Below are 14,942 nucleotides of genomic sequence, written 5' to 3'. Positions count from 1 at the left end.
GGGGATAATTATGGATAAGGAACTAGTTAAAATAGTAGTTGTTGGACATGTGGATCATGGTAAGTCTACTGTAATTGGGAGGTTACTTTTTGATACAAATTCATTACCAGAAGGGACTGTAGAAAAGGTCCGTAAGATTGCAAGGGATACAGGAAAGCCTTTCGAATATGCATATCTTTTGGATGCCTTTGAGGAAGAACAAAAGCAAGGAATTACAATTGATACTACGCAGATACAATTTAATACAAGCAAAAGAGAATACGTAATAATAGACGCTCCTGGCCATAAGGAGTTTCTTAAAAATATGATTTCAGGTGCAGCTAATGCAGAAGCTGCATTGCTGGTTATTGATGGAAAAGAAGGAGTGCAAGAGCAGTCTAAAAGACATGCATATATTTTATCTTTATTAGGTATTAAAAAAGTATATGTAATTGTAAATAAAATGGATTTAATTGATTATTCAGAAAAAAGCTTTAATAATATTACTAAGGAAATGGGGAACTTCTTAAAGGAACTAAATATATTCCCATTAAGCTATATACCTGTTTCAGCCTTTTATGGTGAAAATATTTTAAACAAGTCAAATAAAATGGATTGGTTTAAAGGGGATTCAATAATTAAGGCTATTGATAGTATAGAAAAAGATAAAGGAATTGAAAAAAAGCCACTTAGATTTCCAATACAAGATGTATATAAATTCGATCATAGAAGGATAATAGCTGGTAGGATTGAAAGTGGTACTATAAATATAGGGGATGAAATTATAATCTATCCTGAAGGTAAAAAAACTAAAGTTAAATCGATAGAATATTGGGCAAGCAGAGATAAAAAAGATACTGTTATTGCTGGGAATTCTGTTGGCATAACGGTAGAGGATGAATTCTTCAATAAAAGAGGAGAAGTAATATCTAAAATTGAAAATCCACCAATAGTTTCAAATACCTTTAGAGCAAATTTATTTTGGATGGGTAGAAATGATTTATTAGTAAATAAGAAGTATAAGATAAAGCTAACAACACAAGAAGTTGAAGGCGAGATTGAAAAAATAATTAAAGTTGTGGATGCTTCAAGTTTAGAGAGTCATGAAGAAAGTAAAAAAGTAGCTTTAAATGATGTTGCTGAAGTTATAATTAAAACAAAGGACAGCCTGATTTTTGATGAATTTAGTGAAAGTAGTATTACTGGTAGATTTGTTATAGTTGATGGATACGACGTTGCTGGTGGCGGTATCATTATTGAAAATGAAGAGGTATCCGAGATAGCTAAACCTACGTTCTTTAAAGAAGGTAAAATTGTTGCCAGGGGTGATATATTCGACGAATTCTATTACAATGTTAAGAACTATTCAGTAGAGAAAACTTATAACTATAACGATGTCTATAGAATAGGTGATGAATTACCACTAAAAGGTGAAAGTTTTAATTATCCAAGTTATGTGGATATACTGGTATTAAGAGATGGAGTTGCTGTTAGGGTTAGAAATGGAAAGGTAACTGTAATAGAGAAGATTTCTAAGTATAATTACGAAGGTTATCCAGTAATTAATGGTAGAGGATTTGGAATTAGTATAAATTCAAATGATGATTTAGCAGTTTTATTAAATGAATATAGTAACGTAAAAGAAGAGGAATCATATTCTGATTTTTCAAATAGATGGTTTGTTTTTGATGAATATAGAAAACTTGTATTTAACAAGATAAGTTAATAGATAGTATAGAAAACTCTAGCTTAAAAGGTTAGAGTTTTCCTTATTATGGCCTTCAATTTCATATTTATATTGTTAATAAAATTCAAACATTGTATAATAATTCTAAATATAATAAACATTGGGGAATGTAAAAATAGGAGGAAGACAATGAATAGGGGCAATTTAATTAATATATTAAAAGAAAAAATTATGGTGCTTGATGGCGCTATGGGAACTAATATACAGAATTATAAATTAAGTGAAGAGGATTATAGAGGAGAGTTACTTAAAGACTTTAACAGAGATCAAAAGGGTAATAATGATTTACTTTCTATAACTAAACCTGAAGTTATTATGGAAATTCATAGAAGCTTTTTAGAAGCTGGTTCAGATATAATAGAAACTAATACTTTTAGTTCTACATCCATATCTCAAGGGGATTATGATTTAATAGATTTAGTTTATGATTTAAACTATAAATCAGCAGTCCTTGCAAGAAAAGTTGCAGATGAGTTTACTTTAAAAAATCCAGACAAACCAAGGTTTGTTGCGGGTGCAATTGGTCCTACAAATAAGACAGCTTCATTATCACCAGATGTGGAAAATCCAGGTTTTAGGAGCATAAGCTTTGATGAACTTGTATCCGCATATAGTGAACAAATATCTGCTTTAATGGATGGGGGAATTGATTGTATATTAATAGAGACTATTTTTGACACTTTAAATGCTAGGGCAGCTATAGTAGCGGCCAATAAAGTATACAGAGAAAAGGGAAGAAATCTTCCTATAATGATTTCTGGAACATTAACGGACAAATCAGGTAGAACACTTTCAGGACAAAAATTAGATGCCTTTGCACAATCTATAAGAAATGAAAATGTTATATCAATAGGTTTAAACTGTTCCTTTGGAGGAGCAGAATTACTACCTTTTATCAAAGAATTAGCTAAAAGTCAGGACATGTTTATATCTGTTTATCCAAATGCAGGGCTTCCTAATATTCTAGGTGAATATGATGAGATTCCAAATATAACAGCAAGCTATATTGAAGAGTTAGCCAATGAAAAACAGGTAAATATTGTTGGAGGTTGCTGTGGTACTACTCCAGAGCATATTAGAGAAATTGCAAAAAGAGTTAAGGGATTAAAACCTAGGGAAATACCAGATATAAAAAAAGAAAGTATTTATTGTGGATTAGAAATTGTTAAGAGTAATAAAGAAAGTAATTTTATAAACATTGGAGAAAGAACAAATGTAGCTGGCTCTGCAAAGTTTGCAAGACTTATTAGAGAGAAGAAGTATGAAGAGGCTTTATCTATAGCAAAGGAGCAGGTAGAAAATGGTGCTCAAATAATAGATGTTAACTTTGATGATGGATTACTAGAAAGTGCTGAAGAAATGGAATATTTCTTGAAGCTTTTAGCATCTGAACCAGATATTTCAGCAAGACCTATTATGATAGATTCTTCAAGATGGACTGTAATAGAGGCAGGACTTAAAAGTATTCAAGGTAAGCCTATAGTAAATTCTATTTCATTAAAGAATGGTGAAGAAGAATTTATTCACCAAGCTTCAATAGTTAAGGATTTTGGGGCAGCAGTGGTTGTAATGGCCTTTGATGAAAATGGACAAGCAGATACCTATGAAAGAAAAATAGAAATTTGTAAGAGAGCCTATGATTTATTAGTAGATAAGTTAAAATTCCCACCACAGGATATAATTTTTGATCCTAATATACTAGCTATTGCTACTGGTATGGAAGAGCACAATAATTATGCTGTTGACTACATAAATGCTGTAAGGTGGATAAAGGGCAATCTTCCTTATGCTAAAATTTCAGGAGGAGTTTCAAATCTTTCCTTCTCATTTAGAGGAAATAATACTATTAGAGAAGCTATGCATTCTGTATTTTTATATTATGCTATAGAGGCAGGAATGGATATGGGAATAGTAAATCCTGGTATGATTCAAATTTATGATGATATTCCTAAAGATTTATTAGAATTAGTTGAAGATGTAGTATTAAATAGGCGTGAAGATGCAGCAGAAAGATTACTTGATAAGGCAGAGGATTACAAAGCAGGAAGTGATAAAGTTCAATTAAATAAGAATGCTTGGAGAGATAATTCCTTAGAGGGAAGATTAAAGCATTCCTTAGTTAAAGGTATTACGGAATTCTTAGATGTTGATTTAGCTGAAGCAGTTAATAAGTATCAAAAAGCATTAGAAATTATAGAAGGACCATTAATGGCTGGGATGACTAAGGTTGGAGATTTGTTTGGGGATGGTAAGATGTTCTTGCCTCAGGTTGTTAAGTCAGCTAGGGTTATGAAAAAAGCTGTAGCATATTTACTTCCTTATATAGAAAAAGATAAAGGTGAAGGAGGTAACTCTAAGGCTGGAAAAATTCTTTTAGCAACAGTTAAAGGAGATGTTCATGATATTGGTAAAAATATTGTTGGTGTTGTTCTAGCATGTAATAATTTTGAGATAATTGATCTTGGAGTTATGACTCCTTGTGAAGAAATTTTAGATAGGGCAATTAGAGAAAAGGTGGACATTATTGGATTAAGTGGACTTATTACACCTTCCCTTGATGAAATGGCACATGTAGCCTCTGAAATGGAAAAGAGAGGGATGAAAACACCTTTGATTATTGGTGGAGCTACAACTTCAAAGATGCATACTGCTCTTAAGATTGAGCCTAACTACAGTGGACCTGTTATTTATGGATATGATGCTTCAAAGACAGTAGAAATATGTAAAAACCTTCTTGGAGAAAATAAGGAGGAATTCATAAGAGCTACTAGGGAGGATTATGAAAATCAAAGAAAAAACTATAATGTAATTGATAAAAAGCTAGTTTCATTAGAAGAGGCAAGGGAAAAGAAATTTAAAATAGATTGGGAAAATAAGGATATATCAAAACCTAGTTTTATTGGTATTAAGGAAATAATGAATTATACTGTTTCAGATCTTAGAGGCTATATAGACTGGACATTCTTCTTTATAGGATGGGAAATGAAAAAGTTATATCCTGAGATATTAGAGGATGAGGTATATGGGAAAGAAGCTAAAAAACTATTTGAAGATGCTAATAAGATGTTAGATTACCTTGAAGAAAAAAAGATAATAGAAATCAAAGGTGTATTAGGAATATTTGAGGCTAATTCAAAAGGTGATGATATTGAATTATATAAGGAAGATGGTAGTATAGCAGCAACCTTTAATTTATTTAGGCAACAAAGAGAAAGCAAGAAGAATCAATATTTATGTCTTTCAGATTTTATTGCTCCAAAGGAAATAGGAATTAAAGATTATTTAGGTGGATTTATAATAACTGCTGGAATAGGAGCAGAGGAATATGCTCAAAAGCTTAGAGAAGAAGGTGACGATTATAATGCCATCATGATAAAGCTTGTATGTGATAGATTAGCAGAAGCTTTTGCTGAAAAACTACATGAAGATCTTAGAAAGAATTATTGGGGTTATGATACAAAGGAAAACCTTACATTGAAAGAACTTTTTAAGGGGAACTATAGAGGTATAAGACCTGCTTTTGGATATCCATCACTTAGGGATCAAAGTCAAATGAGAATTTTATTTGATTTACTAAATGGTGAAAAACTTACAGGTGTCAAATTAACAGAAAGCTTTATGATGGATCCGGTATCCTCAGTAAGTGGTTTGTATTTTGCTTCTGAAGATTCTAAATATTTTGATGTAAATATTATTGATAAAGATCAGATAGAGGACTATTCAGAAAGGTCTGGATTGTCATTAGATGAATTTAAAAAGGGTCTTTCTAGTATTTTAGGAAATTAATAAGGATTTAAAAAAGGGCTAACTACAAAGTAAGTAGTTAGCCCTTTTTCTATTTATAATAAATATTATTTATGAATAATCTATATTATTTACATAAACCATATAGACAATTATCTATATGGTGGTATAATGTTTGATATAGATAATTATCTATGTCATATTTGAATAATTGCAGGAGGTAATTATTATGAAAAATAATCATGCTGAATATGTACTTATATTTAAAGCTTTAGGAGATGAGAATAGGTTAAAGATTATAGAAATGTTAATAGAAACAGATGAACTTTGTGGTTGCCATATCCTTGATAATTTTAAAATAACCCAACCAACACTTTCTTATCATATGAAGATATTAACTGATAGTGGAATTATTATAGGAAGAAAACAAGGAGCATGGATGCAGTATAGCTTAAATAGAGAAAAAATAGAAGAAATAAGGGATTACTTATTACTAAATAGGAAATCATAGGAGAATAAATGAAAAAAGTAGATTTAACAAAAGGAAAAGTAATTTCAGTTTTAACATTACTAGCCTTACCGATTATAGGAAGCTCACTACTTCAATTTACCTATAATCTTATTGACATGTTATGGGTAGGAGGATTAGGAAGTGATGCTGTTGCTAGTATCGGTTCTTCAAGCTTTTTTATAGGCCTTGGATATTCAATCAATGCACTAGTTATAACAGGAACGGGGATAAAGGTGGCCCATTCTGTAGGAAAAAAAGACAATTTAGAAGTAAGAAAATATATTAATGCAGGTCTTATTATAAATACTGTAATAGGAGTTATATATGCAGCTTCATTAATTATTATTGGGAAGGAATTTATAGGATTTTTAAACCTTAATAATTATAAGGTTGAGAAAGATGCGTACATGTATTTAGCTGTTAGTGGCCCAACAATGTATTTCACTTTTGCCAATCTCTTATATACTAGAATCCTTAGTAGTTTTGGTAATAGTAAAACAGCATTGAAAATTAGCGGTATAGGAATTATTATAAATATTGTACTAGATCCAATATTTATTTATATATTTAAATTAGGGGTAATTGGTGCTGCTATTGCGACCTTGATTGCTAATATAGTAATGTTCATAATATTCAAATTAAATTCACATGGGACATTTAAATTTGATAAAACTTTAGGAATAGATGGGGATAAAATTAAGGAAATAATTAAACTTGGATTCCCAATGTCATTCCAAAGAGTATTATTTACTATTACGGGAATTATACTTGCTAGAATAATAGCTCAATTTGGGTCGGATGCAATTGCTGCACAAAAAATTGGATTACAAATTGAATCTATAACTTTAATGGTTATAGGTGGCCTTAATGGCGCAGTTGCAAGTTTTACAGGACAAAATTTTGGAGCAGGCATGTATAGTCGATTACAAAAGGGTTATCATATAGCACTTAAAATTGGCATAGGATATAATTTGGTGATGGCAATAGTATTTATATTTTTTAATATTCCACTTATAGAACTATTTGTAAGGGATAAAGAAACTATTTTAATTGCTTCAGCATATCTTAAAATTATTGCGGTATCGCAAATATTCGGTGCTATTGAAGTTGTGACCAATGGCTTTTTCACAGGTCTTGGAAAACCGAATATATCAGCAACCGTAAGTATTATTTTTACTGTCCTTAGAATACCTATGGCTTTAGTTTTCATAAAATTTTTAGGATTAAATGGTGTTTGGATTAGTATTAGTTTGTCAAGTATTTTAAAAGGAAGTGTAGTATACTTAGTATACGTATTTAATGTTAGGAAGGAGTATAGGAATGTTAAATAAGATTAAAGATATGTTTACTCCTAGGGAATTACTAAGAGGTAACTATGGAATTGAAAGAGAAGGATTAAGGACTGACGGAGAGGGGAATTTATCATTTAGACCTCATCCAGAAAGTCTTGGAGATAAAATAAAGAACCCTTATATAACTACAGATTTTTCAGAAAGTCAGTTAGAAGTTATAACCCCAACTTTTGAAAATGTAAAGGAAGTATATAATTTTACTAAAGCCCTTTATGATATTGCAGCAGTGGAAATAGGGGATGAGTACATTTGGCCTCAGTCAATGCCCTGTATTACCCCTGATGATAGTAAGATACCTGTAGCAGATCTAGATGAGGCAAGTCGACTTTATAGAGAAAAACTCCTTAGTAAATATGGAGGAAAAAAACAATTAATATCAGGAATACATTTTAACTTTTCATTTTGTGAAGGGTTAATTAAAAAATTACATGCAGGTAGTGGTATCCCTTACCAAGATTTTAAGAATGATTTATATTTAAAGGTATCAAGGAATTACCTTAGGTATAGATGGCTTATCATTTACTTACTTGGAAGTACTGCAACCTTGCATGAAAGTTATATTAGTGAATGTAGGTGTGGATTAAGTAAAATAGCTGAGAACACTTTTTCTAATGATGGAGCTTTATCCTATAGAAATGGAGTTTGCGGTTATAAGAATAAAGTTGATCTTTTCCCGAGTTATGATAGTGTTGATGAGCATATAAAAAGCTTGAAAAGCTATATTGATGATGGTGTTATTGAAAGTCATAAAGAATTATATAGCCAAATAAGATTAAAGCCACTAGATCCGAAGGATTTCTTTAATTCTTTAGAGAATGATGGTATATGTTATTTGGAGTATAGAAGTATTGATGTTAACCCTTTTGAAAAAGGGGGGATAGCATTAAAGGATATAGAGTTTCTACAGCTATTTAATTTATTTTTATTAATTAAGGAAGAAAGTTCTTATAGATATTGGCAGGAAGATAGTTTAACTAATCAAAATTTAATTGCTAATCATGGTCAAAGGGATATCTTTTTAATTAGAGATGGTGAGGAGATAGCTAAGAAGGAATGGGCACTAGAAATTTTTGATGAAATTATTAATATGAATAAGGTTCTGAACCTTGGTAAAGATGAAATAATTAGTAGAATGGTTGAAAAGATTAAGGATCAAAAGTTAACTTATGCTTATAGAATAGCTGAAAAAGTTAAAAAAGAAGGTTATATTAATGGCCATATTAATCTAGCGAAGAAATATAAGATCAGTGCTTATAATAATAGATTTAAGTTGGAAGGTTACGAGGATATGGAACTTTCTACTCAAATTTTAATGAAGGAAGCAATAAAAAAAGGTGTTAAGGTTGAAGTTATTGATAGACATGATAATTTTATTGCTCTATCTAACAATGGAAAAGTTGAGTATGTTAAGCAAGCAACAAAAACTTCGAAAGATAATTATGTTACAGTTCTTATGATGGAAAACAAATCTGTTACAAAAAGGGTTCTTAAAGAAAATGGTATCAAGGTACCAGAAGGAGATGAGTTTAATTCATTAGAGGTTGCAAAGGATGAGGCACATACTTATGTAAATAAACCTATAGTGGTGAAGCCTAAGTCTACAAACTTTGGTATTGGAATAAGCATATTTAAAGATGGTGGCAATGAAGAGGATATACTAAAAGCTTTAGATATTGCCTTTGAACATGATAATACAGTATTGGTAGAAGAATTTATTAAAGGAAGGGAATATAGATTTTTAGTTGTTGATGACAAGGTTCTAGGAATTCTTCATAGAGTACCTGCAAATGTTATTGGTGATGGGGTTAAAACTATAAGGGAACTAGTAGAAATTAAAAATCAAGACCCATTAAGGGGATATAAATATAGAACGCCATTAGAGAAGATTATTTTAGATGATAATGCTAAGCTATTTTTAAAGCAACAGGATAAAACCTTTGACTATATTCCAAGTAGAGATGAGGTAGTATATCTTAGGGAAAATTCTAATATAAGTACTGGTGGGGACAGTATTGATTTTACTGATTCTATACCTGAGAAATTTAAAAGGGTTGCAATAGAATCTGCAAAGGCTATGGGTGCAAGAGTATGCGGTGTAGATATGATGATAGAAGATTATAGAGATGAAGATACAAGCTTTGGAATTATAGAGGTTAATTTTAATCCGGCAATCCATATTCATTCGTATCCTTATGAGGGAAAAGAGCGAAATATAGGGGGGCATATACTAAAATTATTAGAACTTATATAATATATTGAAAAAACAGGGCTTAAGTGCACTGTTTTTTCTACTTTAACAATATAAAATTATTAAACCTTTTGTTAAGGAAAGATAGAATAGTTGAGTAAAAAGATAAAAAGTGGTATAATAATTAATATATTATTTTGTCGAATAATGTGAGTACGGGTAACCAATAGATATATTGGGTGTAAGTAGAAATTTATCTACTTACATCTTTTTTTGTAGGTTTAGCAGAAATATATCTAAATTTTGCCTTGGTTAAGGATTACATATACTTTATGTAAAAAAGAAATAATAATAATAAAAGGAGATAATATATAGCAATGAAATTAATATTAAAGTATTTAAAAAATTACAAACTGCTTATTATTTTAAATGTAATATCAGTTTTTGGCTTTGCTCTAGTAGAACTTGGCATACCTACTGTAATGGCAAAAGTCATTGATACAGGTATAATTAATAATGATATACCTTATATAAAGAAAATGGGGCTTATAATTGGAGTCATTTCAATACTAGGAGTTTTAGGGACTATCCTTCTAGGTTATTGTTCATCTAAAATTTCATCAAGTATTACTAGGGATATAAGAAATGACATATTCAAAAAGTCACAAGAATATTCCCATAGTGAGTATGATAAGTTTGGGGTATCTTCAATGATTACAAGAACTACAAACGATGCATTCCAATTACTTCAATTTACTAATACCCTTTTAAGAACTGCTCTTTTAACACCTGTTATGTTTGGTGTTAGCTTAGTTATGATACTTAGAACTAGTTTATCATTATCAGTAGTTCTAGCGATAACAGTACCATTTATAATTGTTGGAGTTATTGTTATTGCAAAGATATCAGCTCCTTTGTCAGAAACGCAACAAAAGAGATTAGATAAGTTAAATAGGATTTCTAGGGAAAATCTTACTGGTATTAGGGTAATCAGAGCTTTTGGTAATGATAATCATGAAAAAGAAAGATTTGCGGAAACTAATGAAGATTATGCCGCAGTATCAAAAAAACTTCATAAGTTAATGGCTATATCACAACCTACATTTTTCTTGTTATTAAACTTAGCAATAATAGCGATATTTTGGGTTTCTAGTAATATGATTAATACTGGTGACTTACAAATTGGACAGCTAGTAGCTTTTATTGAGTATTTATTCCATGCTATGTTCTCAATAATGCTTTTCTCAATGGTATTTATTATGTACCCAAGAGCTCAAGTATCTGCAAATAGAATACAGGAGCTACTTGATGCAGATCCATTAATTAAGAATCCTGAAAATGGAGTAGAGACAACTGATATTAAAGGATTAGTTGAATTTGACAATGTAACATTTACTTATCCAAATAGTGAAGAGCCAGTACTAAAGGATATTTCCTTTACAGCTAAAAGTGGTGAAACTGTTGCATTTATAGGGAGTACAGGTAGTGGTAAGAGTACTCTTATTAATTTAATACCAAGATTTTATGATGTTACAAAAGGTAGCATTAAAATAGATGGTGTGGATGTTAGGGATTATGATCTTAAATCCCTTCGCAAAAAGATAGGATTTATTCCCCAAAAAACTTTATTATTTACAGGAAGTATAGGAACAAATATAAGATTCGGTAAGAAAAATGCAAAAACTGGTGAAGTCATTAATTCGGCAAAGGTAGCACAAGCTTATGATTTTATTAAAAGTAAGCCAAAGGAATTTGATGAGCCAATAAGTGAAGGTGGATCAAATGTATCTGGTGGACAAAAGCAAAGATTATCTATTGCTAGAGCTTTAGTTAGAAAGCCAGAAATATATATTTTTGATGATAGTTTTTCAGCATTAGACTTCAAGACAGATGCAACATTAAGGGCAAAACTTAAAGAAGAAACTGGTGATTCAGTTGTGCTTATTGTAGCTCAAAGAATAGGATCAATTATGGATGCAAATAAGATTATTGTTTTAAATGAAGGAGAAGTAGTAGGAATTGGTACTCATAAAGAGTTATTAAAGTCCTGTGAAATATATCATGAAATTGCATTATCACAACTTTCAGAGGAGGAATTGGCATAATGAAGAAATTTAAAAGTACAGTCAAGAAGATTGCTCCTTTTGTAAAACCTTATTCAATTCCTTTTATAGGGGCAATTTTATTTATAATCTCAGCAGCAGTATTTAATGCAATTGCACCTAGAACTGAGGGATTAATTATTACTCAACTTACAAAAGATGCAGCAGATATATTTAAAGGGATTCCAGGATCAGCAGTTAATTTTAGTTATATTATCAAGATTCTTATATTACTTTTATTTATATACATTTCAAGCACAGGATCAACTTATATAGCAAGTTTCCTATTAACAAATGCTATTCAAAATACTATGAGAGATCTTAGAGCACAAGTTCAAGATAAGATTAGAAGACTACCAATAAGTTATTTTGATGGTAACAGCTATGGAGATGTATTAAGTCGTATAACAAATGATATTGATACAATTTCAAATGCACTACAACAAAGCTTTATTCAGGTAGTAAATTCAATATTATCATTAACATTAGCATTAGCTATGATGTTTACAATTGATGTTAAAATGGCATTAATGGCATTATTAATAATTCCAATAAGTATTTTAATTACTAAATTTATAGTAAATAAGTCACAAAACTTATTCTATAAGCAACAAAAAGCACTTGGTAAACTAAATGGTAAGGTTCAAGAAATGTATACTGGTTTTAACGAGATAAAACTGTATGGTAAGCAAGATGATGCTATAAAGGAGTTTATGGAAGTAAATGAAGAACTTCGTAATACAGGATTTAGGGCACAATTTATATCAAGCATTATGTCACCACTTATATCCTTAGTAAGTTACTTAGGTATAGCTTTAATTGGAGTAGTTGGTGCAATAACAGCAATTGCTGGAGGAATTACTGTAGGTAATTTACAAGCATTTATTCGTTATATATGGCAAATAAATCAACCACTATCACAAGTAACTCAACTATCATCGGCAATTCAGTCTGCTTTTGCAGCAGTTGAACGTGTATTTGAGATTTTAAATGAAGAGGAAGAAATTCCTGATGGTGAGGAAACAATAATAATTGAAAATCCAAAAGGGAATGTTACTTTTGAACATGTTAAGTTTGGATATAATAAAGATAAACCTCTAATCAAAGATTTAAGTGCTGAAGTTAAGAGCGGCCAGATGGTAGCGATAGTTGGACCAACTGGGGCTGGTAAAACTACGCTAATAAATCTGCTTATGAGATTCTATGAAATTCAAGGTGGGGCTATTAAGATAGATGGAGTAGACACTAGAGATATGAAACGTGAAGATTTACGTTCGTTATTTGGTATGGTTCTACAAGATACTTGGCTTTTTAATGGAACAATTCACGAAAATATTGAGTATGGTAGATTTGGAGCAACTAAAGAAGAGATAGTTGAGGCAGCAAAAGTAGCTAATGTACACCACTTCATTAAGACTTTACCAGATGGATATAATATGTTCTTAAACGAAGAAGCATCAAATATATCTCAAGGTGAAAAGCAGTTATTAACAATTGCAAGGGCTATTATCTCAGATCCCGCAATACTTATCCTTGATGAGGCAACAAGTTCAGTAGATACAAGACTAGAGCTATTACTACAAAAGGCTATGAAGAATATAATGCAGGGAAGAACAAGCTTTGTTATTGCACATAGACTTTCAACTATTAGAAATGCTGACTTAATTTTAGTTATAAAGGAAGGTAATATTATAGAACAAGGGAACCATGAAGAGCTAATGGCTCAAGGTGGTTTCTATGAAAAGCTGTATAATAGCCAGTTCGCTGAAAAGGAAGAAGCATAAATAGTGTTCCTAAGAAGGAGATTGAAAAATATTAGAATAATTTAATTAAATGAGTTGGAGAATGATCTTCAACTCATTTTAAATTTTATATATGAATATTAGGCAATTGAATGGTGAATACCAATTATATTAATGAATATTCAAAATTTTACTTTCAATCTTTTTCAAATCTATAATAAAATACTATAACTATTTAAAAAATATGATAAATGTTGTAGAATAAAAAAATAACGAAAAAAGGATGGAGGAACTAATGATATATGGAATTTAATTTAGATATATTTCAAACTATGGCATTAGCTACTATAGTATTTTACTTAGGGCTATTTTTACGTAAAAAAATAAAAGTATTAGCAAAGTATTGCATTCCAGCTCCTGTTATAGGAGGATTATTATTTGCAATAATAATGGTGATTTTTAAAATGACAAACTTTGTAACAATTACATTAGATATAACTCTTCAAAATATTTTTATGACAGCATTTTTTACAAGTGTAGGGTATACAGCAAGTTTAAAGGTACTTAAAAAGGGTGGAGTTAAGGTGTTTATATTCTTAATATTAGCTACACTTCTTGTAGTATTACAGGACATATTAGGAGCATCCCTTGCAACTGTATTTGGACTTAATCCTTTACTTGGACTTAGTACTGGAAGTATTCCTATGGTTGGTGGTCACGGAACAGCTGGTTCCTTTGGACCACTACTTGAAGAATTAGGAGTAGCTGGTGCTACAACAGTATCTTTTGCATCAGCAACCTTTGGATTAGTTATGGGTAGTTTTATAGGTGGTTTTGTTGCTAAGAATTTAATAGAACGTCACAAACTTAAAACACCAAAAGAATCTAAAGACCATTCACTACCATTAAGTGATTTCTATGAGGATGATCAAGCAATATTATGTCATAAAAAACTTATGAATGCAGCATCTTGGATATTCCTTGCTATGGGGATTGGTTCAATTATTTCAGGGGTTATTCAAGACCTAGGATTAACATTTCCATCATATATAGGTGCAATGATTGCAGCAGCAATTATTAGAAACATATGTGATTTTAGCAAAATTAAAATGGAACATAAGGAAATTGAAACAATCGGTGGAATAAGTCTTTCCTTCTTCCTATCAATGGCACTTATGGGATTAAAGTTATGGGAGCTATTTGATTTAGCTCTACCTATGGTTGTGATGTTGATAGCCCAAGCATTGTTAATGGGATTATTTGCATACTTTATAACATTTAGAGTAATGGGCAAGGACTATGATGCAGCAGTATTTGCTTCAGCAAACTGTGGATTTGGTATGGGAGCTACTCCTAACGCAGTAGCAAATATGGATGCACTTACAACTAAGTTTGGATTTGCGCCTACACCATATTTTGTAGTACCAATTGTTGGTTGCTTATTTATTGACTTTGTTAACTCAGCAGTTATTACGTTATTTATCAATATACTTACCTAGTAATATAAGTATTATTTTCCTATAAAAAAGCTAACTTAATGTTAGCTTTTTTATATTCTTATTATAGTTAGTTAATAA

The 14,942-nt window shown here is 30.7% G+C and carries 8 protein-coding genes; all 8 read left to right on the top strand.

What is annotated here, in order from left to right:
- The first annotated feature begins 10 nt into the window (after positions 1 to 10).
- The 8 genes from ACSYT2_RS07055 (at position 11) to gltS (ending at position 14,864) form a co-directional block, all read left to right on the top strand.
- Positions 11 to 1,705, top strand: a complete 1,695-nt coding sequence (locus ACSYT2_RS07055; RefSeq protein WP_430856479.1) for a sulfate adenylyltransferase subunit 1 — start codon at positions 11 to 13, stop codon at positions 1,703 to 1,705.
- A 150-nt stretch (positions 1,706 to 1,855) separates the two neighbouring features.
- Positions 1,856 to 5,512 (top strand): methionine synthase, encoded by a 3,657-nt coding sequence (metH, locus tag ACSYT2_RS07050; protein ID WP_430856478.1) that lies wholly within the window; start codon positions 1,856 to 1,858, stop codon positions 5,510 to 5,512.
- Between the two features lie 187 nt (positions 5,513 to 5,699).
- On the top strand, positions 5,700 to 5,981 hold the full coding sequence (locus ACSYT2_RS07045) for an ArsR/SmtB family transcription factor (protein WP_430856477.1): 282 nt from the start codon (positions 5,700 to 5,702) through the stop codon (positions 5,979 to 5,981).
- 8 nt (positions 5,982 to 5,989) lie between these two features.
- Positions 5,990 to 7,312, top strand: a complete 1,323-nt coding sequence (locus ACSYT2_RS07040) for an MATE family efflux transporter (protein ID WP_430856476.1) — start codon at positions 5,990 to 5,992, stop codon at positions 7,310 to 7,312.
- Positions 7,302 to 9,584 (top strand): bifunctional glutamate--cysteine ligase GshA/glutathione synthetase GshB, encoded by a 2,283-nt coding sequence (gene gshAB / locus ACSYT2_RS07035; protein WP_438384313.1) that lies wholly within the window; start codon positions 7,302 to 7,304, stop codon positions 9,582 to 9,584. Before ACSYT2_RS07040 ends, gshAB begins: the two co-directional genes overlap by 11 nt.
- A gap of 314 nt (positions 9,585 to 9,898) precedes the next feature.
- Positions 9,899 to 11,626: an ABC transporter ATP-binding protein gene (locus ACSYT2_RS07030; protein WP_430856474.1), complete on the top strand. Its 1,728-nt coding sequence runs from the start codon at positions 9,899 to 9,901 to the stop codon at positions 11,624 to 11,626.
- On the top strand, positions 11,626 to 13,407 hold the full coding sequence (locus tag ACSYT2_RS07025; protein ID WP_430856473.1) for an ABC transporter ATP-binding protein: 1,782 nt from the start codon (positions 11,626 to 11,628) through the stop codon (positions 13,405 to 13,407). Before ACSYT2_RS07030 ends, ACSYT2_RS07025 begins: the two co-directional genes overlap by 1 nt.
- A 260-nt stretch (positions 13,408 to 13,667) precedes the next feature.
- Positions 13,668 to 14,864, top strand: coding sequence for a sodium/glutamate symporter (gene gltS / locus ACSYT2_RS07020; RefSeq protein ID WP_430856472.1), 1,197 nt, complete (start codon positions 13,668 to 13,670; stop codon positions 14,862 to 14,864).
- Positions 14,865 to 14,942: the final 78 nt, after the last annotated feature.

The sequence above is a fragment of the Clostridium zhoujianii genome (assembly GCF_051590805.1).
Classification (GTDB): Bacteria; Bacillota; Clostridia; order Clostridiales; family Clostridiaceae; genus Clostridium.
This window is presented reverse-complemented; position numbering and strand designations above follow the sequence as displayed.

What these genes read in the sequence shown, in the direction of transcription:
- ACSYT2_RS07055 (WP_430856479.1), top strand. Translation starts at nt 11, where the DNA reads ATGGATAAGGAACTAGTTAAAATAGTAGTTGTTGGACATGTGGATCAT.
- metH (WP_430856478.1), top strand. Translation starts at nt 1,856, where the DNA reads ATGAATAGGGGCAATTTAATTAATATATTAAAAGAAAAAATTATGGTG.
- ACSYT2_RS07045 (WP_430856477.1), top strand. Translation starts at nt 5,700, where the DNA reads ATGAAAAATAATCATGCTGAATATGTACTTATATTTAAAGCTTTAGGA.
- ACSYT2_RS07040 (WP_430856476.1), top strand. Translation starts at nt 5,990, where the DNA reads ATGAAAAAAGTAGATTTAACAAAAGGAAAAGTAATTTCAGTTTTAACA.
- gshAB (WP_438384313.1), top strand. Translation starts at nt 7,302, where the DNA reads ATGTTAAATAAGATTAAAGATATGTTTACTCCTAGGGAATTACTAAGA.
- ACSYT2_RS07030 (WP_430856474.1), top strand. Translation starts at nt 9,899, where the DNA reads ATGAAATTAATATTAAAGTATTTAAAAAATTACAAACTGCTTATTATT.
- ACSYT2_RS07025 (WP_430856473.1), top strand. Translation starts at nt 11,626, where the DNA reads ATGAAGAAATTTAAAAGTACAGTCAAGAAGATTGCTCCTTTTGTAAAA.
- gltS (WP_430856472.1), top strand. Translation starts at nt 13,668, where the DNA reads ATGGAATTTAATTTAGATATATTTCAAACTATGGCATTAGCTACTATA.